We start from the raw sequence: 19,760 nt of genomic DNA, 5'->3' as shown, positions 1-19,760 counted from the left end.
GAGGAGGATCGCCATGGGCGTGACCAACCGGTTGGCCTGCTACTCCGACCCCGCCGATCACTATTCCCATCGCGTACGTATCGTGCTCGCCGAGAAAGGTGTTAGCGCGGAAATCATCAACGTCGAACCCGGGCGTACACCGCCCAAGCTGGTTGAGGTCAATCCTTACGCCAGTCTGCCGACCTTGGTGGACCGTGATTTGGCGTTGTACGAGTCAACGGTCGTGATGGAATATCTTGACGAGCGTTACCCACATCCACCGCTCCTGCCGGTGTATCCGGTGGCACGCGCCAATAGCCGTTTGCTGATGCACCGTATTCAGCGCGACTGGTGCGTATTGGTAGACCAGATACTTGATCCGCGCAGCAAAGAGCCAGCGCGCGTTCAGGCCCGCAAAGAACTGCGCGAGAGCCTGACCGGCGTATCGCCATTGTTTGCCGACAAGGCTTATTTCCTCAGTGACGAGTTGAGTTTGGTAGATTGTTGCCTCTTGCCGATCCTGTGGCGGTTGCCGATATTAGGCATCGAACTGCCCAAACCGGCGAAACCGCTGCTCGATTACATGGAGCGCCAGTTCGCCCGTGAGGCCTTCCAAATCAGCCTGTCGGGTGTAGAGCGCGATATGCGCTGAAGCTGAAGGAGCTTTTGATGAACTCCAGTCGTCCGTATCTGATTCGCGCTTTATACGAGTGGATCGTCGATAACGATTGCACACCGCATCTGTTGGTAAACGCGGAATACCCGAACGTGCAAGTGCCGCAAGGTTTCGCCAATGACGGTCAGATTGTCTTGAATGTATCGCCTAGCGCCGTTCGCCATTTGCACATGGATAACGAGGCGGTGAGCTTCGAAGGGCGATTCGGTGGCATTGCGCATACCTTGTTCATTCCGGCTTCTGCCGTGCTGGCGATTTATGCGCGGGAGAACGGCCAGGGCATGGTCTTTGATTTGGAATCGCCGGTGGCTGACGAAGAGCCAGACGATGATCCGGATGACGACGGCCCATCAGGTTCCGAGCCACCGCGTCCAAGCGGCCGGCCGAGCTTGAAGGTGGTCAAGTAAAGCGTCGGCGGGTTTCGCGCAACATGAAACCCGACCCAATAAAAAAGGCGATCCGAAGATCGCCTTTTTTATTGCCTGCGAATCGACTTAGTCGACGTACTCGAACAGCTTCACGATCTTCTGAACGCCCGATACGCCTTGGACTAGGTTGGTCGCCAGTTGCGCTTGCTGACGGCTTACCACGCCAAGCATGTAGACGATCCCGTTCTCGGTGACCACCTTGATCTGCGAACTCGACACGCTGCTGTCGGCGAGCATTTCGGTTTTGATTTTAGTGGTCAGCAAGGCGTCATTGCTGCGCGCCAGCGCCGAGGAGGGCGCGGTCACTTGCAGTTCGTTGTAAACCTTGCGCACGCCTTGTACAGAGCGAGCAGCTTGCTCGGCAGAGGCTTTCAAGTCCGCACGTGGGGTTTGTCCTGCCAGCAGCACGATGCCGTTGTAGCTGGTAACAATGATGTGCGAGCCATTGGCCAAATCAGGGCTGGCCTGTTTGATCTTCTGCTCGACGTTCGATGGGATGAATTGGTCATCGATCTTGTTGCCGAACGAACGGCTGCCACACCCGGAAAGCACCAGAGTGATGGCAAGAGCGGCAAGGATTAATGGCGAACGGGTCATTCTTCACTCCCAAACAGTTGGCTATCAATCAGGTCGCACAGGCAGTGGATGGCCAGCAAATGGACTTCCTGAATGCGTGCGGTAACTTTCGATGGAACACGGATTTCCACGTCTTCTGGCAGCAGCAGCGAGGCCATGCCGCCGCCGTCGCGGCCGGTGAGGGCGACGACGATCATTTCGCGGTCGTGAGCGGCCTGAATCGCCTGGATGACGTTGGCGGAGTTGCCGCTGGTGGAGATGGCCAACAATACGTCGCCAGGCTGGCCCAGGGCGCGAATCTGCTTGGAAAACACTTCGTTGTAGCTGTAATCGTTGGCGATCGAAGTAATGGTCGAGCTGTCGGTAGTCAGCGCGATGGCTGGCAAGCTTGGACGTTCACGTTCGAAGCGGTTGAGCAGTTCGGAGGAAAAGTGCTGCGCATCGCCGGCAGAGCCGCCGTTGCCGCAGGTGAGAATTTTGCCTTCGTTGAGCAGGGCTTGAACCATGACCAGACTGCCGTGCTCGATGTAAGGAATCAGCACCTCCATGGCTTGCTGTTTGGTTTCGATACTGGCTTGAAACAGCTGGCGGATACGGGCTTGCATGTCCATCGGAATGACCTTCAGTGTGGCTGCTGATCAGGTGGGCCAGGGTAATGCTGGCGCCTGCCTGTTACAGGTAAAAATCGCTCGGCGCCGCAGTCGCTGCTGGCTGTGCCGAAACCAGGTTCGGTCTTGCACTAACTTGCTGCCGCACAGCGTACTGCCGGCAATCGATTGTGTTGGTTCAGGCTGATTCAGGTATCAAACGCGTTGCGAATCCAGTTCAGGCGGCTCGACTGGGTTTCGGCCGTATTGATGGCTACGACATCGAAACGGCACGGATGTTTGGCCCAGCGAGGTTGCTGCTGAAGAAAGCTGCTGGCGGCGATTATCAGCTTCTGCTGCTTGCGGCCATCAACGCTTTCAACGGCGCCACCCCAGGCGCTATGCCGGCGGGCGCGAACTTCGACGAATACTACTGTATCGCCGTCCAGCATGACCAGATCGAGCTCGCCGCCCTTGCAGCGCCAATTCTTGCTTAGCAGCTTCAAGCCGTGCCGGCGCAGGTGCTCGAACGCCTCTGCTTCGCCTTCACGGCCTGCTGTTTGCGTGCTGGCAGCGATCAATCAGAAGCCGCTATCGGGCAGGCGCTGAACGGTGCCGTCGCGGAACTCGGCCCATGGCAACTGGCGCTCAACGCGTTGGCTGGCGGTGAGGCTCAGGCTGCCGGACAGGCCGTCGACGCGGCTTTGCGGCAATGCCTTGAGCTCGGTTAGGCGCGGTGCCAGGCGATACGCGTCCACGCCCATGGCGTACAGGCGGCCGAGGCTGCCCGCGGCCTGGGGCCATTGGCCGCTGACTTGTTGGCGCAGTGGGTCATTGGCGTCGAGCAGCCACGGCGTTTCGCAGAAACGGATGCCGTTCAGATCCTGATACTGCGCCGGATTGCTGCCGCCGGTGAACAGGTGCGAGGTGGCATACACCGGCACGTCACCGGCGTACTGGAAGGCCAGCGTGGGCTTGATCTGTTGGGCTTGCTGAGGCGTGGCGGCGAGGAAGATGAAGTCGATGTCCTGGCGACGTGCAGGTTGTGCGGCAACTTGAGTGCCCAGCACGCTCTGCAGGCGTTTGGCGCGTGCTTCGCTCTGGCGCAGCTGGAACAGGTCGGCAATCTGCTGAGCGAGCTCTACGGGTTGGTCGACGTGTTCAGCCGCGATCAGGCTGCCGCCTTTGGCTTGCCAGCTTTGACGGAAGGCGTCCAGTACACGGTCGCCCCATTCGCCACGCGGCACCAGAGCGACGGCGCGACGCATGCCGTCATCCCACGCCCGGCGTGAAACTTCGCGCGCTTCGTCTTCAGCGGCCAGGCCGAACTGGAACAACTGCGGCGGGCCTTCGCGGCCGACCTCGCTGTAGTTAAGCGCCAGCGTGGTAATCGGCAACTGCTCGCGATCACTCAGTTGCTTGACCAGATTTTTCTCCAGCGGGCCAATCACCAGCTGCACGCCAGACGCCTGCGCCTGACGGTAAAACTCGTCCATCGAGGCCAGGCGCGAGCTGTCGTAAAGCTCGACGCTTGGCGGATTCTGGCCGGCTTGCTGAGCCTGGAAGTGCGCGGCCATAAAGCCGTCACGCAGAGCGCGGGCCACGGAAGCCAGTTGGCCGTCCTGAGGCAGCAGAAGAGCGACTTTGGTCAGCGGCTGGCTGGCGAGTTCCTTGAGTTTGGTCAGCGGAGCGGGCAGATGTTCGGCAGCGGGGTGCTGCGGATTCTGCTGGCGCCAGGTGTCGATGGCGGCTTGCTGCTGTTGCAGCGTGCCGGCGGTTTTCACCACGCCTGCCAATTGCAGCCAGCCGGCGAGGTCGGCATCACCGCCGCCTTGCAACTGATCGACAGGCAATGCAGATACCAGAGTCCAGATGTGCTCATGGTTTTCGACAGCGCGGTCGCCGCTTAGCAGTGGCGCGATAAATACGCGCTCGCGTGCGGCAGCGAGAGTCTGGCCATCGGCTTCCAGCGCCTGAGCGCGAACCAGTTGGGTGCGTACCTGCTGCTCAACCGGCAGCTCGGCCAGGCGTTGCATGCCGGGCTGGTCGAGCGCCGTCAGGGCATTTTTCGGTTTGCCTCGGGCCAGCGCGAGTTCGGCGCTCAGCGTGGCGGCAAACACTTGCTGGGCCGGTTTCAAGGTGGCGATCGGAACCTGATCGAGAATCTGCGCGGCGCGACCGACGTCCTTCTGTTGGTAGGCCTGATCGGCAGCCGCCAGACGCAACGAAGCGGCTTCTTCCGGTTTGGCTTCGGCGGCTTGCTGCAACAACTGATCGATGCTGGCCTGCGGCGTGCGCGGCAATTCGCCAAGGGTGGAGGACGGCGAGCTTGAGCAAGCGGCCAGGAGAGCGGCAAGGCTGATAGCGAGGAGCGGGCGCAGGCCGGCGGTCAGGCGGTTGATCATGTAGACGTTCCTGGTACTTGATCGAAGAGGGCGGATTGTACCCAAGGGGCACCCCAGGCGCGATGTCGATGCTGTGAATCGGGCTACAATGCGCGCTTTCCGAGATTTAAGAGGTGTGCGTTGTGACCACTCAGGGTGCTTTGAATTCCACCGCCGGTACCCTCTATGTGGTCGCCACACCCATCGGCAACCTAGACGATATCAGCGCTCGGGCGTTGAAGATTCTGCGCGACGTTGCGCTGATTGCCGCTGAAGACACGCGTCATTCCATGCGTCTGATGCAACATTTCGGCATTCCTACACCGCTGGCGGCCTGCCATGAGCACAACGAGCGTGATGAAGGCAGTCGTTTTCTATCGCGCCTGCAGGCGGGTGATGACGTAGCGCTGATTTCTGACGCGGGTACGCCGCTAATTTCCGATCCCGGCTACCACCTCGTGCGACAAGTGCGTGCCGCTGGCATAAAAGTGGTACCGGTGCCCGGGCCTTGCGCGCTGATCGCGGCGCTGTCGGCTGCCGGGTTGCCGTCTGATCGATTTATCTTCGAGGGCTTCTTGCCCGCCAAAGCGGTCGGCCGCCGAGCGCGGTTGGAAGCTGTAAAAGAAGAGCCGCGCACGCTGATTTTCTACGAAGCGCCGCACCGTATTCTCGAATGCCTGGAAGACATGGAGCTGGTGTTTGGCGGCGAGCGCGTGGCCTTGTTGGCGCGTGAACTGACCAAGACATTTGAGACATTGAATGGCCTGCCGCTTGCCGAGTTGCGCGCTTGGGTGGCGGGCGACAGCAACCAGCAGCGCGGCGAATGTGTGGTGCTGGTGGCCGGTTGGCAGGCGCCGGAAGGCGAGGAAGCGGTAAGCGCCGACACCCTGCGCGTGCTCGATTTACTGCTCAAGGAAATGCCGCTCAAACGCGCGGCTGCCGTGGCGGCGGAGATCACTGGGGTGCGCAAGAACCTGCTCTATCAGGTGGCCCTGGAGCGGCAATAACGGATTTCGGCTTGTTCTAACAGGAGGCTGCCGCTACCCTAGGCGGCGGAGAGTCGATTGGACAGTCGCTGCCTCGTTTCGTTCACGCGAGCGGGGGGGAGGAAAGTCCGGGCTCCATAGGGCGGAGTGCCAGGTAACACCTGGGAGGCGTGAGCCTACGGAAAGTGCCACAGAAAATAACCGCCTAAGCACTTCGGTGCCGGTAAGGGTGAAAAGGTGCGGTAAGAGCGCACCGCGCGTCTGGTAACAGTTCGTGGCTAGGCAAACCCCACTCGGAGCAAGACCAAATAGGGTTCCATGGCGTGGCCCGCGTCGGAACCGGGTAGGTTGCTAAAGGCGTCCAGTGATGGCCGTCGTAGAGGAATGACTGTCCTCGACAGAACCCGGCTTACAGATCGACTCTCCACCTCCTTCCGCTGTTTCGTTTTACCTCCCGTCGCAGCATTTCTAAATCCGAAAAAATCTAACTCTTAAGAAGTTACTTTAACTTCGAGTCGCAGCTCATTGAACGGGCTTGCGTACACCCTCCGAAACACCCCTAAAACCGCCTTTCATCGCCCCTAAAAGCTCGCTAAATCACCGTCCCATAAGGATTTTTCCCTTCAAGCGCGCCTTGACGGTGGGGTAGCTGCGTTCCTATAGTGTGCCGAAGTGGTACAAAGTGGTACGAAGTGGGTTTTTTAGGCATGGAAAGCTAGTAAAAAAGGGGAAGCGCTGTCGTGTTTCGCGGAGCTAACGCAATCAGTCTCGACGCCAAAGGGCGCCTCGCGATGCCAAGTCGGTATCGGGACGAGATCGTGTCGCGTTCGGCTGGCCAGCTCATCGTTACCATCGACGCCATTGACCCCTGCCTCTGTGTCTACCCGTTGCCTGAGTGGGAAATCATCGAAACCAAACTCCGTGAGCTGCCATCGCTGCGTGAAGAAAGCCGTCGCCTGCAGCGTTTGCTGATCGGTAATGCGGTGGATATCGAACTCGACAGCGCCGGCCGCTTCCTGGTGCCGCCGCGTTTGCGCGAGTACGCCAAGCTCGACAAGCACGCGATGCTGGTGGGGCAACTGAACAAATTCCAACTGTGGGACGAAAACGCCTGGAACGCGCTTGCTGATGCGGACCTGGCAGCCATTAAACAGCCGGGCGGTCTGCCGGACGAATTGCGTGATCTGATCCTGTGACAACCCCAACTAGCAGCGGCTTTCGCCACATCACCGTATTGCTCGACGAAGCCGTAGAGGCTCTCGCCGTGCGCGCGGACGGCTGCTATGTGGACGGCACGTTTGGCCGGGGCGGGCACAGCCGGTTGATCTTGCAAAAGCTCGGGCCAGGTGGACGGCTCCTCGGATTTGATAAAGACCCTCTGGCGATTGCGACCGGAGAAGCGCTGGCGGCCGAAGACGGCCGCTTTGTCGTTGTGCAGCGCAGTTTTGCCGAGCTCGGCGAAGCGGTTGCCGAGCGGGGCGATGCGGGCAAAGTGTCCGGCATTCTGCTCGATCTCGGTGTGTCGTCGCCGCAGCTGGATGACGCCGAGCGTGGCTTCAGTTTTATGAACGACGGCCCGCTCGACATGCGCATGGACCCTACCCGTGGCATCAGCGCCGCGCAGTTCATTGCCACTGCGGCCGAAGAAGAAATTGCCCGCGTCTTTAAAGAGTATGGCGAAGAGCGTTTCGCCAAGCGCATGGCGCGCGCCGTGGTGCAGCGCCGTGACGTGCAGCCGTTCGAGCGCACTGGCGATCTGGCCGAAGTATTAAAAGTAGCGAACCCGGCGTGGGAGAAGGGCAAGAACCCGGCGACTCGTGCTTTCCAGGGTTTGCGCATTCACGTGAATAACGAACTGGGCGATTTGGAGCGTGGCCTGCAAGCGGCCATGGACGTGCTCGAAGTCGGCGGTCGTCTGGTGGTGATCAGTTTCCACTCGCTGGAAGACCGCATCGTCAAATTGTTTATGCGCCGTCTGGAAAAAGGCGAGGCGGACAAACTCCCGCGCAACCTGCCCGTGCGCGTCGAGCGATTTGAGCCGAAAATTCGCACTATTGGCAAGGCTCAGTTCCCATCCGACGCCGAGCAGTCGGCCAACCCGCGCTCGCGCAGTGCGGTCATGCGTGTTGCGGAGAAGTTGCGTTGAGCCGCTCCTTCGCCAAGCCGCTCCCGGCCGGCAGCACTGTGCTGCTGCTTCTCTTTATAGCGGTATTGGTTTCGGCCATCGCCGTGGCCTACAGCGCGCACTGGAATCGCCAGTTGCTCAACTCGCTGTATGGCGAACTCAGCGTGCGCGACAAAGCGCAAGCCGAGTGGGGCCGCCTGATTCTCGAACAAAGCACCTGGACCGCCCACAGCCGCATCGAAACCCTCGCCAGTGAACAGCTGAAAATGCGCATTCCTGAGCCAGCCGAAGTTCGGATGGTGGCGAAATGATGAAGCTCGAAGGCGCCCTCTATCCGTGGCGGTTCCGCGTGGTTCTGGGCCTGCTCGGAATCATGGTCGCTGCGATCTGCTGGCGCATCATCGACCTGCAAGTGCTCGACCACGCCTTCCTGCAAGGCCAGGGCGATGCCCGTAGCGTGCGTCACGTACCGATTCCTGCGCACCGTGGCCTGATTACCGACCGTAACGGCGAGCCATTGGCGGTGAGTACACCGGTCACTACGCTGTGGGCCAACGGCAAAGAACTGCAAGCCGGCAAAGATCGCTGGCCAGCGCTGGCCGCCGCCCTGGGGCAAGAGCCAAAAGCCTTTGCCGCCCGGCTGGAGGACAACGCCGGGCGCGAATTTATGTACCTGGTGCGGGGGCTGACCCCGGAGCAGGGCCAGTCCGTGCTCGACCTCAAAGTGCCAGGCGTCTACTCCATTGAGGAGTTTCGTCGTTTCTACCCGGCCGGCGAAGTGACCGCGCACGTGGTGGGCTTCACCGACATTGACGACCACGGCCGCGAAGGCGTGGAGTTGGCGTTCGACCAATGGCTGTCGGGCGTACCCGGCAAGCGCGAAGTGTTGAAAGACCGTCGCGGTCGCCTGATCAAAGACGTGCAAGTGACCCGCAACGCCAAAGCCGGCAAGGCGCTGGCGCTGTCCATCGACCTGCGTCTGCAGTACCTGGCCCACCGCGAACTGCGCAATGTGGTCACCGAGTTCGGCGCCAAGGGCGCGAGCCTGGTGATGCTCGACGTGAAAACCGGCGAAGTGCTGGCCATGGTCAACCAGCCCACTTACAACCCCAACAACCGCCGCAACCTGCAGCCGGCGATGATGCGCAACCGCGCGATGATCGACGTGTTTGAGCCAGGTTCCACCGTTAAGCCGTTCTCCATGAGTGCTGCGCTGGAAAGCGGGCGCTGGAAGCCGACCGATACGGTTGACGTTTACCCCGGCACCCTGCAAATCGGCAAATACACCATCCGCGACGTTTCGAAGAACGAAGGCGTGCTCGACCTCACCGGCATCCTCATAAAGTCCAGTAACGTCGGCATCAGCAAGATCGCTTTCGATATCGGCGCCGAGCCGATTTACAACGTTATGCAGCAGGTCGGCCTGGGCCAGGACACTGGCCTGGGCTTCCCCGGCGAGCGCGTCGGCAATCTGCCCAACCACCGCATCTGGCCGAAAGCTGAAACCGCGACCCTGGCCTACGGCTACGGCCTGTCGGTAACCGCTGTCCAGCTCGCCCACGCCTATGCGGTGCTCGCCAACAATGGCCGCAGCATTCCCATGACCATGACCCGCGTTGATGGCCGTACTCAAGACGGCGTGCAGGTCATTCCGGAAGACACTGCGAAAACCATCCAGGGCATGCTCCAGCAAGTGGTCGAAGCGCCAAGCGGCGTGTTCCGCGCCAAGGTGCCGGCGTATCACGTGGGCGGCAAGTCGGGTACCGCGCGTAAAGCCACCGTCGGCACCAAGGGTTACACCCAGAACGCCTACCGCTCGCTGTTCGCCGGCTTCGCTCCGATCAGCAATCCGCGCATCGCCATGGTGGTAGTCGTGGACGAGCCAAGCACCGGCGCCTACTTCGGCGGCCTGATCTCGGCGCCGGTATTCGGCAAGGTCATGGCCGGCGCCCTGCGCCTGATGAACATTGCCCCAGACAACCTGACCCCGGCTGACGTTGCGCCCGCCGTGGCGCTCTCTATTCCTCGGGAGTTAGCGCGCTAATGCCAATGCCACTGAACCAATTGCTGCCACAAGCCGAGAGCTCGGTGCTGATCCGCGAACTGACGCTGGACAGTCGCAAAGTGCGCCCCGGCGACTTGTTCCTGGCCGTGCCAGGCGGTCAGCAAGATGGTCGCGTGCACATCAGCGATGCGATTGCCCGTGGCGCTGCCGCCGTTGCCTATGAAGCCGAAGGCGCACCTGTTATCGATGCGCAAGGCACAGAGCTGGTGGCGTTGAAGAATCTGGCCGGTCAGTTGTCCGCCATCGCCGGCCGCTTCTACGGCGAGCCGAGTCGTGGCCTGCACCTGGTCGGCGTTACCGGCACCAACGGCAAAACCAGCATCAGCCAATTGGTGGCCCAGGCTCTGGATCACTTCGGCGAGCGCTGCGGCATCGTCGGCACCCTGGGCACCGGTTTCCACAATGAACTGGAGCAAGGCCGCCACACCACGCCAGACCCCATCGGCGTGCAAGCGGTGTTGGCCAACCTGAAACAAGCTGGCGCTCGCGCCGTGGCGATGGAAGTGTCGTCGCACGGTTTGGACCAAGGCCGCGTCGCGGCACTGGCCTTTGACGTGGCGGTGTTCACCAACCTGTCGCGCGACCACCTGGACTACCACGGTTCCATGCAGGCCTACGGCGAAGCCAAAGCCAAGCTGTTCCGCTGGCCGAGCCTGCGCTGCCGCGTGCTGAATCTGGACGACGCCTTTGGCCGCGAACTGGCCGCCGAACAGCATGAGTCGCGCCTGATCACTTACAGCCTCGAAGACCGCAACGCCTACCTGTATTGCAGCGAAGCGGTGTTCGACGACCACGGCGTGCGCGCCAAGCTGGTCACGCCCAAAGGCGAGGGCAGCCTGCGTTCGTCCCTGCTGGGCCGCTTCAACCTGAGCAACCTGCTCGGCGTTGTCGGCGCGCTGTTGGGCCTGGATTACCCGCTGGACGAAATTCTGAAAGTGCTACCCAAGCTCGAAGGCCCGGCCGGCCGTATGCAGCGGCTGGGCGGCGGCACCCAGCCGCTGGTGGTGGTCGATTACGCCCACACCCCCGATGCGCTGGAAAAAGTACTGACGGCCCTGCGCCCCCACGCCACCGGCAAACTGCTGTGCCTGTTCGGCTGTGGCGGCGACCGTGATCGCGGCAAACGTCCGCTGATGGCCGAAGTGGTGGAGCGCCTCGCCGATGGCGTGATGGTCACCGACGACAACCCGCGCACCGAATCGCCCGAGCAGATTTTCGCCGACATCCGCGCCGGTCTCACCGCGCCGCAAAACGCCCAGTTTGTATACGGTCGCGGCCAGGCCATCGCGCAGCTGATCGCCAGTGCCGATGCCGCCGATGTGATCGTGCTGGCCGGTAAAGGCCACGAGGATTACCAGGAAATCAACGGCGAGCGCCAACCGTTCTCCGACCTGCATCAAGCCACCACGGCCCTGGCCGCCTGGGAGGCCGCTCATGCTTAAAGCCTTGCGGTTGAGCGAAGTCGTCAATGCCCTCAATGGCTGCCTGGTCGGCGCCGACGCCACCTTTAGTGCAGTAAGCACCGACAGCCGCGCGATCAAGCCGGGTCAGCTGTTTATTGCCCTGACTGGCCCACGTTTCGACGGCCACAGCTATTTGCAGGAAGTCACGCAGAAAGGCGCGGTCGCTGCGCTGGTCGAGCGTGAAACCGTTGGCGTGAGCATTCCGCAATTGGTGGTAGCCGACACTCGTCACGCGCTGGGCCAACTCGCCGCGCTCAATCGTCAGGCTTACACCGGCCCCCTGGCTGCCATCACCGGCTCCAGCGGTAAAACCACGGTCAAGGAAATGCTCGCCAGCATTCTGCGCGCCGGCATCGACGGCGCCGTTCTGGCCACCCGTGGCAATTTGAATAACGACCTTGGTGTGCCGTTGACCCTGCTTGAGCTGGGCGCAGAACACAAAGGCGCCGTTATCGAACTGGGCGCCAATCGCGTCGGCGAAATCGCCTACACCGTGGCGTTGGCCAAGCCGCACGTAGCCGTGCTGAACAATGCCGGCACCGCCCACATCGGCGAGTTCGGCGGCGCCGACAAAATTGTCGAAGCCAAAGGCGAAATCATCGACGGCCTGAGCGCCAGCGGCACCGCAGTGCTCAACCTCGACGACAAAGCCTTCGGCATCTGGAAAGCCCGTGCGGGCGAGCGCAAGGTGCTGACCTTCGCCTTGAACAACAGCGCCGCCGACTTCTACGCCAGCGACCTCGGCCGCGATGCCCGTGGTTGCCCGTTCTTCACCCTGAACAGCGCTCAAGGCAGCGCCAAGGTGCAGATCAATCTGCTCGGCACCCACAACATCGCCAATGCGTTGGCGTCAGCTGCAGCCGCCGCTGCGCTTGGCCTGCCGTTGGTCAGTATCGTTGCCGGGTTGGAAAATGTGCAGCCGGTCAAAGGCCGCGCGGTAGCGCAGTTGGCGAGTAATGGCGCGCGCGTGATCGATGACACCTACAACGCCAACCCGACTTCCATGTGCGCCGCCGTTGATATACTCGCGGCCTTTTCCGGCCGGACCGTTTTGGTTTTGGGCGATATCGGCGAGCTAGGCGAGTGGGCTGAACAGGGCCACCGCGATGTCGGCGCTTACGCCGCCGGGAAAGTCGATGCTCTTTATGCCGTCGGCCCGAACATGGCCCACGCCGTGGCCGCTTTCGGCGCCAATGGCCGGCACTTTGCCGATCAGGCCAGCCTGATCGCCGCCGTCAGTGCCGAGCCAGGCAACACCACCATTCTAATTAAAGGATCGCGCAGCGCAGCGATGGAAAACGTCGTTGCGGCTTTGTGCGGCACCCAGGGGAGTCATTAAATGCTGCTGCTGTTGGCCGAGTATCTGCAACAGTTCTACAAGGGCTTCGCGGTCTTTCAATACCTGACCCTGCGCGGGATTCTGGGTGTATTGACCGCGTTGTCGCTGTCGCTGTGGCTGGGCCCCTGGATGATCCGCACCCTGCAGATTCGTCAAATCGGTCAGGCCGTGCGCAACGATGGTCCGCAATCGCACCTGTCCAAATCCGGCACGCCGACCATGGGTGGCGCGCTGATTCTTTCCGCCATTGCCATTAGCACGCTGCTCTGGGCTGACCTGACTAACCGCTACGTGTGGGTGGTACTGATTGTGACCTTGCTGTTCGGCGGCATCGGCTGGGTGGACGACTACCGCAAGGTCATCGAGAAGAACTCGAAAGGCCTGCCGAGCCGCTGGAAGTATTTCTGGCAATCGGTGTTTGGCCTGGGCGCTGCCGTGTTCCTTTATATGACTGCGCCTAGCGCGGTTGAAACCACCCTGATCGTGCCGATGCTCAAAGACGTCAGCATCGCCCTCGGTGTGGGCTTCGTGGTGCTGACCTACTTCGTGATCGTCGGCTCGAGCAACGCAGTGAACCTGACTGACGGCCTCGACGGTCTGGCGATAATGCCCACCGTAATGGTCGGCGGCGCGCTGGGCATTTTTTGCTACCTGTCCGGCAACATCAAATTCGCTGATTACCTGTTGATTCCCTACGTACCGGGCGCTGGCGAACTGATCGTGTTCTGTTCGGCGCTTGTGGGTGCGGGCCTGGGGTTTCTCTGGTTCAACACCTACCCGGCACAAGTCTTCATGGGTGATGTCGGCGCGCTGGCGCTCGGCGCTGCGCTGGGCACCATCGCCGTGATCGTGCGCCAGGAAATCGTGCTGTTCATCATGGGCGGCGTGTTCGTGATGGAAACCCTGTCGGTGGTGATTCAGGTGGCTTCGTTCAAGCTCACCGGCAAGCGCGTGTTCCGCATGGCGCCAATCCATCACCACTTTGAACTCAAAGGCTGGCCTGAGCCGCGCGTGATCGTGCGCTTCTGGATCATCACCGTAATTCTGGTGCTGGTCGGCCTCGCCACTCTGAAACTGCGTTAAGGACAAGGAACCCAATGAGCCTCATCGCTACTGACCACTTCCGCATCGTTGTCGGCCTCGGCAAGAGCGGCATGTCCCTGGTGCGCTTCCTCGCGCGCCAAGGCATCCGCTTTGCCGTGGCCGACACCCGTGCGAACCCACCGGAGCTGGCCGCCATCCGCGCCCAGTACCCGGAGGTGGAAGTGCGTTGTGGCGAACTGGACGTTGAGTTCCTCTGCCGCGCCGACGAGCTGTACGTGAGTCCGGGTCTGGCCTTGGCCACTCCGGCGCTGCAAGCGGCCGCCGCCCGTGGCGTGAAACTGCTGGGCGACATCGAGTTGTTCGCCCGCCACGCCAAGGCGCCGATTGTTGCCATCACCGGCTCCAACGCGAAAAGCACCGTCACCACCTTGGTAGGCGAGATGGCCGTAGCGGCCGGCAAGCGTGTAGCGGTCGGCGGCAATCTGGGCACGCCGGCGCTGGATTTGCTCAGCGACGACGTCGAGCTGTACGTGGTCGAGCTGTCGAGTTTCCAACTGGAAACCACCGACCAGCTAAATGCTGAAGTCGCCACCGTGCTGAACATCAGCGAAGACCACATGGACCGCTACAGCGGCCTGCCGGCGTATCACCTGGCCAAGCACCGGATCTTCCGTGGCGCGCGGCAAGTGGTTGTAAACCGTCAGGACGGTTTGTCCCGTCCGCTGATTGGCGAAAACACACCGTGCTGGACCTTTGGCTTGAACAAGCCCGACTTCAAAGGGTTCGGACTGGTGGAAGAGCAGGGCGAGAAACATCTGGCCTTCCAGTTTGAAACCCTGATGCCGGCGCGCGAATTGAAAGTGCGTGGCGCCCACAACCAAGTCAACGCCCTGGCGGCCTTGGCACTCGGCCATGCCGTGGGCTTGCCGTTTGAACCGATGCTGCAAGCGCTGCGCGAATTCACTGGCCTGGCGCATCGCTGCCAGTGGCTGCGTGAGCGTGACGGCGTGAGTTATTACGATGACTCGAAAGCCACCAACGTCGGCGCCGCGCTGGCTGCCATCGAAGGCTTGGGCGCCGACATCGCTGGCAAGCTGGTGCTCGTTGCGGGCGGCGATGGCAAAGGTGCGGATTTCTCCGCCCTGCGTGCGCCGGTCGCTGCCCATTGCCGCGCTGTGATTCTGCTGGGCCGCGATGCACCGCTGTTGGCCGACGTGCTGGCTGATACCGGCGTGCCGCTGATTCGCGTCACCTCGCTGGATGAGTCGGTCGCCAAGGCCGCCGAGCTGGCCCAGAGCGGCGATGCCGTGCTGCTGTCGCCAGCCTGCGCGAGCCTGGACATGTTCAAGAATTTCGAAGAACGCGGGCGCCTGTTCGCCCAGGCCGTCGGGGGGCTCAACTGATGCTCGCTCGCCTGCTTAGCATTCTGCGCCCGTACCCGTCGCCGCTGTTCAGCCGTCGCGGCATCGACCTCGATTTCCCGTTGCTGGCCGGCTGCCTGGCGCTGCTGGGCCTTGGCTTGGTGATGATCACCTCGGCCTCCACCGAAGTGGCCGCCGTGCAGACCGGCAACCCGTTCTATCACATGATCCGCCACGTCATTTACATGACCATCGGCCTCGGCGCTGCTGGCCTGATGCTGGTGATTCCGATGTCCACCTGGCAGCGCATGGGCGGCACCTTGCTGGTGGTGGCGTTCGGGTTGCTGGTGCTGGTGTTGGTGCCAGGCATTGGCCGCGAAGTGAACGGTTCGATGCGCTGGATCGGCTTCGGCGCATTCAACGTGCAGCCTTCGGAAATCGCCAAAGTGTTCTCGGTTATCTACCTCGCCGGCTATCTGGTGCGCCGCCAGGAAGAAGTGCGCGAGAGCTGGATGGGCTTTTTCAAACCCTTCATCGTGCTGTTGCCGATGGCTGGCTTGCTGCTGATGGAACCGGACTTCGGTGCCACCGTTGTACTGATGGGTGCTGCCGCCGCCATGCTGTTCCTGGGCGGTGTCGGCCTGTTCCGTTTCTCGCTGATGGTGGCCTTGGCAGTCGGCGCGGTATTCGTGCTGGTGCAGGCGCAGCCGTATCGCATGGCGCGGCTGGTGACCTTTACCGACCCGTGGGCCGACCAGTTCGGCTCGGGCTATCAATTGACTCAAGCGCTGATCGCCTTCGGCCGTGGCCAATGGCTAGGCGTCGGCCTGGGCAACAGCGTGCAGAAGCAGTTCTATCTGCCGGAAGCACACACCGACTTCGTTTACTCCGTGCTCGCCGAAGAACTCGGCTTGTTCGGTTCGCTGGCCACCGTGGCGCTGTTTGTGTTCGTCAGCGTGCGCGCGCTGTACATCGGGCTTTGGGCTGAAAAGGCCAAGCAGTTCTTCTCCGCGTACGTCGCGTTCGGCCTGGCCTTCCTGTGGATCGGCCAGTTCTTGATCAACATCGGCGTGAACGTCGGCCTGCTGCCAACCAAAGGGCTGACCCTGCCGTTCCTCAGCTACGGCGGCAGCTCGTTGGTGATTTGCTGCGCCTGCCTGGGGTTGCTGCTGCGTATCGAGTGGGAGCGCCGCACCATTCTTGGCAGCGAAGATGTCGATTTCGTCGAGAGCGATTTCGCCGAAGAGCCGGCTGCCAGCAAAGCGTCCAAGGAGGTGGTCCATGGCCGCTAATGTTCTGATCATGGCCGGCGGCACTGGCGGCCACGTGTTCCCGGCGCTGGCCTGTGCTCGCGAGTTTCAGGCGCGCGGTTACACCGTGCACTGGCTCGGCACGCCGCGCGGCATTGAAAACCAACTGGTGCCGGAAGCCGGTCTGGACCTGCACCTGATCAACGTCGCCGGCCTGCGTGGCAAAGGCTTCGTCAACCTGCTCAAGGCGCCGTTCAGCTTGCTGCGCTCGCTGTTCCAGGCGCGCCGCATCGTGCGCAAACTGAAGCCCGTCTGCGTGCTGGGCATGGGCGGCTACGTCACCGGCCCAGGTGGCCTGGCGGCGAAAATGGCTGGCGTGCCGCTGATCATTCACGAGCAGAACGCCGTGGCCGGCACCGCCAATCGCAGCCTGGTGCGTTTCGCCACGCGCGTGTGCGAAGCCTTCCCGAATACTTTCAGCCAGTCGGCCAAGCGCCGCACCACCGGCAACCCGGTGCGTGAAGAGCTGTTCCTGGAAACACCACGCGACACGCTGCAAGGCCGTCGTCCGCGTTTGCTGATTCTGGGCGGCAGCCTGGGCGCCGAGCCGTTGAACAAGCTGCTGCCTGAAGCCTTGCGCGAAGTGGCGGTCGAGATCCGTCCGGAAGTGGTGCACCAATCCGGCAAGAATCACGATGAAATCACCAAGGACCGTTACGACGCGGCCGGTGTCCAAGCGCACGTCGCGCCTTTCATTAAAGACATGGCCGGTGCGTATGCCTGGGCCGACCTGGTGGTGTGCCGCGCAGGCGCGCTGACCATCAGTGAACTGGCTGCTGCCGGTCTGCCGTCGATGCTGGTGCCACTGCCGCACGCCATCGACGACCACCAGACTCGCAACGCCGATTATCTGGCTCGTGAAGGCGCTGCCTTCCTGCTGCCACAAGCGACTACTGGCGCCGCCGAATTGGCCGAGCGCCTGACCGAGGTTTTGATGCATCCCGAACGCCTTATTTACATGGCCAGCACCGCGCGCCGCCTGTCCAAGCCCGACGCGACCCGCACCGTCGTCGACATCTGCCTGGAGGTGGCCCGTGGTTGAGAGCCAGAAAGCGTTTCCGCAGCCAGAAATGCGCCGTATCCGTCGCATCCACTTCGTCGGCATCGGCGGCGCGGGCATGTGCGGTATTGCCGAAGTGTTGTTGAACCTGGGCTACGACGTATCCGGTTCCGACATCAAGGGCTCGGCCGTTACCGAGCGCCTGCAGAACTTCGGCGCCCAGGTGTTTATCGGCCACCGCGCCGAGAACGCTCAGCACGCTGACGTGCTGGTGGTGTCCAGCGCCATCAACACCGCCAACCCGGAAGTGGCCAACGCCCTTGAGCGCCGTATTCCCATCGTGCCGCGCGCCGAAATGCTCGCCGAGCTGATGCGCTATCGCCACGGCATCGCCGTTGCTGGCACCCATGGCAAAACCACAACCACCAGCTTGATTGCTTCGGTGTTTGCCGCCGCAGGCCTGGACCCGACGTTTGTAATCGGTGGCCGCTTGAACGCTGCCGGCACCAACGCCCAGCTCGGCACTAGCCGCTACCTGGTCGCCGAAGCGGACGAAAGCGACGCCAGCTTCCTGCACCTGCAACCGATGGTGGCCGTGGTCACCAACATCGACATGGACCACATGAGCACCTACGAAGGTGACTTCAACAAGTTGAAGAAAACCTTCGTCGAGTTCCTCCACAACCTGCCGTTCTACGGGCTGGCGGTGGTGTGCGTGGACGATCCAGTGGTGCGCGAAATTCTGCCCCAGGTTAAACGCCCGACCATGACTTATGGCCTGAGCGAAGACGCCGATGTGCGCGCCATCAACCTGCGCCAGAACGGCATGCAAACCTATTTCACTGTGCTGCGCGCGGGCCGCGAGCCGCTGGATGTGTCGGTGAACATGCCGGGCAACCACAACGTATTGAACGCGCTGGCCACCATCGCTATCGCCACCGACGAAGGCCTTACAGACGAGGCCATCGTTCACGGCCTGTCGAAATTCCAGGGCGTGGGCCGCCGCTTTCAGGTGTACGGCGAACTGCCGGTCGAGGGCGGCAGCGTGATGTTGGTCGACGATTACGGCCACCACCCGCGTGAAGTGGCAGCGGTGATCAAGGCCGTACGCGGTGGCTGGCCGGAGCGTCGCTTGGTGATGGTGTACCAACCGCACCGTTACAGCCGCACACGCGATCTGTACGACGACTTCGTGCAGGTGCTGGCCGACTCGAACGTGCTGCTGCTGATGGAAGTGTACCCAGCGGGCGAGGAGCCGATTCCTGGCGCCGACAGCCGTCAGCTGTGCCACAGCATTCGTCAGCGCGGCCAGTTGGATCCTATCTATATCGAGCGTGGCACTGAGCTGGCGCCGATCGTTAAACCGTTGCTGCGCGCTGGCGACATCCTCCTGTGCCAAGGCGCCGGGGATATCGGTGGCCTGGCGCCGCAGTTGTTGCAGAGCCCGTTGTTTGCCGGCGCGGTTGTCGCCGGTGGGAGTAAGAAATGAGTGGCCTGTTAGATCGCAACCTGACCCCGGACGCTTTCGGCCGTGTGGCCGTGCTGTTCGGTGGCAAGAGCGCTGAGCGCCCGGTTTCGCTGAAGTCCGGCGCTGCCGTACTGGAAGCGCTGCAAGCGGCGGGCGTGGACGCCTTCGGTATCGACGTGGGCGACGACTTTCTGCAGCGTTTGGTCAGCGAGAAGATCGACCGCGCGTTTATCGTGCTGCACGGTCGCGGCGGTGAAGACGGCAGCATGCAAGGCCTGTTGGAGTGCGTTGGCATTCCGTACACCGGCAGCCGCGTGCTGGCATCGGCGCTCGCGATGGACAAGCTGCGCACTAAACAAGTGTGGCAGAGCCTCGGTTTGTCGACCCCGCGCCACGCGGTGTTGGCCAACGTCGATGACTGCCGGTCGGCAGCCATGGAACTGGGGTTCCCCCTCATCGTCAAACCGGCGCATGAAGGGTCCAGTATCGGTATGGCCAAAGTGAACAGCGTCGACGAGTTGATCAGCGCCTGGCGCGACGCCAGCGGCTACGACTCGCAGGTGTTGGTCGAGCAGTGGATCAGCGGTCCGGAATTCACCGTTGCCGTATTGCGCGGCGAGGTGCTGCCACCGATTGGCCTGGGCACTCCCCACAGCTTCTACGACTACGACGCCAAGTACCTGGCCAATGACACCCAGTACCGCATTCCGTGTGGGCTGGATGCCGCCAAAGAACAGGAACTCAAAGACCTCACCGCCCGCGCCTGCGATGCCGTTGGCATTCATGGCTGGGCCCGTGCCGATGTGATGCAAGACAAAGACGGCAAATTCTGGCTGCTGGAAGTCAACACCGTTCCCGGTATGACCGACCACAGCCTGGTGCCAATGGCCGCTCGCGCCGCAGGGCTGGATTTCCAGCAACTGGTCGTGGCGATTCTTTCCGACAGCGTTGAGGCACGAGGTTAAGACC

19 protein-coding genes and 1 other RNA gene are annotated in these 19,760 nt (G+C 62.0%); 16 read left to right on the top strand and 4 right to left on the bottom strand.

What is annotated here, in order from left to right:
* The first annotated feature begins 13 nt into the window (after positions 1-13).
* Both ACZZZU_RS09745 and ACZZZU_RS09740 read left to right on the top strand, forming a co-directional pair.
* Positions 14-631 carry a glutathione S-transferase N-terminal domain-containing protein gene (locus ACZZZU_RS09745; protein WP_122452440.1) on the top strand — a complete coding sequence of 206 codons (618 nt, stop codon included), beginning with the start codon at positions 14-16 and terminating at the stop codon, positions 629-631.
* A 17-nt stretch (positions 632-648) separates the two neighbouring features.
* The gene (locus ACZZZU_RS09740) at positions 649-1,062 is read left to right on the top strand and encodes a ClpXP protease specificity-enhancing factor (RefSeq protein ID WP_122494287.1); all 414 of its coding nucleotides are present in this window, start codon (positions 649-651) and stop codon (positions 1,060-1,062) included.
* An 87-nt stretch (positions 1,063-1,149) separates the two neighbouring features.
* Here ACZZZU_RS09740 and ACZZZU_RS09735 read toward each other — a convergent pair whose 3' ends face one another.
* The 4 genes from ACZZZU_RS09735 to ACZZZU_RS09720 form a co-directional block, all read right to left on the bottom strand.
* Positions 1,150-1,680: a BON domain-containing protein gene (locus ACZZZU_RS09735; RefSeq protein ID WP_463383707.1), complete on the bottom strand. Its 531-nt coding sequence runs from the start codon at positions 1,678-1,680 to the stop codon at positions 1,150-1,152.
* Positions 1,677-2,270 (bottom strand): phosphoheptose isomerase, encoded by a 594-nt coding sequence (locus tag ACZZZU_RS09730; protein ID WP_122452443.1) that lies wholly within the window; start codon positions 2,268-2,270, stop codon positions 1,677-1,679. Before ACZZZU_RS09730 ends, ACZZZU_RS09735 begins: the two co-directional genes overlap by 4 nt.
* A gap of 185 nt (positions 2,271-2,455) precedes the next feature.
* Positions 2,456-2,827, bottom strand: coding sequence for a YraN family protein (locus tag ACZZZU_RS09725; protein WP_463550468.1), 372 nt, complete (start codon positions 2,825-2,827; stop codon positions 2,456-2,458).
* On the bottom strand, positions 2,828-4,639 hold the full coding sequence (locus ACZZZU_RS09720) for a penicillin-binding protein activator (protein WP_463552126.1): 1,812 nt from the start codon (positions 4,637-4,639) through the stop codon (positions 2,828-2,830).
* A 134-nt stretch (positions 4,640-4,773) separates the two neighbouring features.
* Between ACZZZU_RS09720 and rsmI the strand changes: the two genes are divergently transcribed.
* The 14 genes from rsmI (at position 4,774) to ACZZZU_RS09650 (ending at position 19,756) form a co-directional block, all read left to right on the top strand.
* A complete protein-coding gene (rsmI, locus tag ACZZZU_RS09715) occupies positions 4,774-5,637 on the top strand; it encodes a 16S rRNA (cytidine(1402)-2'-O)-methyltransferase (protein WP_122494282.1) in 864 nt (287 codons plus the stop codon).
* Positions 5,638-5,686: 49 nt separating this feature from the next.
* Positions 5,687-6,044: RNase P RNA component class A (gene rnpB, locus ACZZZU_RS09710), an RNA gene on the top strand.
* A gap of 312 nt (positions 6,045-6,356) precedes the next feature.
* Complete coding sequence (gene mraZ / locus ACZZZU_RS09705; protein WP_122452446.1) at positions 6,357-6,812, top strand: division/cell wall cluster transcriptional repressor MraZ; 456 nt, start codon at positions 6,357-6,359, stop codon at positions 6,810-6,812.
* Positions 6,809-7,762: a 16S rRNA (cytosine(1402)-N(4))-methyltransferase RsmH gene (gene rsmH, locus ACZZZU_RS09700; RefSeq protein ID WP_463550467.1), complete on the top strand. Its 954-nt coding sequence runs from the start codon at positions 6,809-6,811 to the stop codon at positions 7,760-7,762. The genes mraZ and rsmH overlap by 4 nt, the downstream gene beginning before the upstream one ends.
* Positions 7,759-8,052 (top strand): cell division protein FtsL, encoded by a 294-nt coding sequence (gene ftsL, locus ACZZZU_RS09695; RefSeq protein ID WP_122494278.1) that lies wholly within the window; start codon positions 7,759-7,761, stop codon positions 8,050-8,052. Before rsmH ends, ftsL begins: the two co-directional genes overlap by 4 nt.
* On the top strand, positions 8,049-9,785 hold the full coding sequence (locus ACZZZU_RS09690) for a peptidoglycan D,D-transpeptidase FtsI family protein (RefSeq protein ID WP_463383705.1): 1,737 nt from the start codon (positions 8,049-8,051) through the stop codon (positions 9,783-9,785). The genes ftsL and ACZZZU_RS09690 overlap by 4 nt, the downstream gene beginning before the upstream one ends.
* Complete coding sequence (locus tag ACZZZU_RS09685; RefSeq protein ID WP_463550466.1) at positions 9,785-11,248, top strand: UDP-N-acetylmuramoyl-L-alanyl-D-glutamate--2,6-diaminopimelate ligase; 1,464 nt, start codon at positions 9,785-9,787, stop codon at positions 11,246-11,248. The genes ACZZZU_RS09690 and ACZZZU_RS09685 overlap by 1 nt, the downstream gene beginning before the upstream one ends.
* Positions 11,241-12,608, top strand: coding sequence for a UDP-N-acetylmuramoyl-tripeptide--D-alanyl-D-alanine ligase (locus tag ACZZZU_RS09680; RefSeq protein WP_463550465.1), 1,368 nt, complete (start codon positions 11,241-11,243; stop codon positions 12,606-12,608). The genes ACZZZU_RS09685 and ACZZZU_RS09680 overlap by 8 nt, the downstream gene beginning before the upstream one ends.
* Positions 12,609-13,691, top strand: coding sequence for a phospho-N-acetylmuramoyl-pentapeptide-transferase (gene mraY / locus ACZZZU_RS09675; RefSeq protein WP_122494271.1), 1,083 nt, complete (start codon positions 12,609-12,611; stop codon positions 13,689-13,691).
* 14 nt (positions 13,692-13,705) lie between these two features.
* The gene (gene murD, locus ACZZZU_RS09670) at positions 13,706-15,055 is read left to right on the top strand and encodes a UDP-N-acetylmuramoyl-L-alanine--D-glutamate ligase (protein ID WP_463550464.1); all 1,350 of its coding nucleotides are present in this window, start codon (positions 13,706-13,708) and stop codon (positions 15,053-15,055) included.
* Positions 15,056-15,066: 11 nt separating this feature from the next.
* The gene (gene ftsW, locus ACZZZU_RS09665) at positions 15,067-16,305 is read left to right on the top strand and encodes a putative lipid II flippase FtsW (RefSeq protein ID WP_163016624.1); all 1,239 of its coding nucleotides are present in this window, start codon (positions 15,067-15,069) and stop codon (positions 16,303-16,305) included.
* Positions 16,295-17,365 (top strand): undecaprenyldiphospho-muramoylpentapeptide beta-N-acetylglucosaminyltransferase, encoded by a 1,071-nt coding sequence (murG, locus tag ACZZZU_RS09660; protein ID WP_463383701.1) that lies wholly within the window; start codon positions 16,295-16,297, stop codon positions 17,363-17,365. Before ftsW ends, murG begins: the two co-directional genes overlap by 11 nt.
* Positions 17,366-17,393: 28 nt before the next feature.
* Positions 17,394-18,812 (top strand): UDP-N-acetylmuramate--L-alanine ligase, encoded by a 1,419-nt coding sequence (murC, locus tag ACZZZU_RS09655; RefSeq protein ID WP_206000613.1) that lies wholly within the window; start codon positions 17,394-17,396, stop codon positions 18,810-18,812.
* Positions 18,809-19,756 (top strand): D-alanine--D-alanine ligase, encoded by a 948-nt coding sequence (locus ACZZZU_RS09650; protein ID WP_463550463.1) that lies wholly within the window; start codon positions 18,809-18,811, stop codon positions 19,754-19,756. The genes murC and ACZZZU_RS09650 overlap by 4 nt, the downstream gene beginning before the upstream one ends.
* The last annotated feature ends 4 nt before the right edge of the window (positions 19,757-19,760 follow it).

The sequence above is a fragment of the Pseudomonas sp. AC136 genome, assembly GCF_979258585.1.
The sequence above is the reverse complement of the archived record's forward strand: the minus strand, read 5'-3'. Positions and strand labels throughout refer to the sequence as shown.

Excerpts from the sequence above, each read along its gene's own strand:
- ACZZZU_RS09745 (WP_122452440.1), top strand. The coding sequence starts at position 14 with ATGGGCGTGACCAACCGGTTGGCCTGCTACTCCGACCCCGCCGATCAC.
- ACZZZU_RS09740 (WP_122494287.1), top strand. The coding sequence starts at position 649 with ATGAACTCCAGTCGTCCGTATCTGATTCGCGCTTTATACGAGTGGATC.
- ACZZZU_RS09735 (WP_463383707.1), bottom strand. The coding sequence starts at position 1,680 with ATGACCCGTTCGCCATTAATCCTTGCCGCTCTTGCCATCACTCTGGTG.
- ACZZZU_RS09730 (WP_122452443.1), bottom strand. The coding sequence starts at position 2,270 with ATGGACATGCAAGCCCGTATCCGCCAGCTGTTTCAAGCCAGTATCGAA.
- ACZZZU_RS09690 (WP_463383705.1), top strand. The coding sequence starts at position 8,049 with ATGATGAAGCTCGAAGGCGCCCTCTATCCGTGGCGGTTCCGCGTGGTT.
- ACZZZU_RS09685 (WP_463550466.1), top strand. The coding sequence starts at position 9,785 with ATGCCAATGCCACTGAACCAATTGCTGCCACAAGCCGAGAGCTCGGTG.
- ACZZZU_RS09680 (WP_463550465.1), top strand. The coding sequence starts at position 11,241 with ATGCTTAAAGCCTTGCGGTTGAGCGAAGTCGTCAATGCCCTCAATGGC.
- mraY (WP_122494271.1), top strand. The coding sequence starts at position 12,609 with ATGCTGCTGCTGTTGGCCGAGTATCTGCAACAGTTCTACAAGGGCTTC.
- murD (WP_463550464.1), top strand. The coding sequence starts at position 13,706 with ATGAGCCTCATCGCTACTGACCACTTCCGCATCGTTGTCGGCCTCGGC.
- murG (WP_463383701.1), top strand. The coding sequence starts at position 16,295 with ATGGCCGCTAATGTTCTGATCATGGCCGGCGGCACTGGCGGCCACGTG.
- murC (WP_206000613.1), top strand. The coding sequence starts at position 17,394 with ATGCGCCGTATCCGTCGCATCCACTTCGTCGGCATCGGCGGCGCGGGC.
- ACZZZU_RS09650 (WP_463550463.1), top strand. The coding sequence starts at position 18,809 with ATGAGTGGCCTGTTAGATCGCAACCTGACCCCGGACGCTTTCGGCCGT.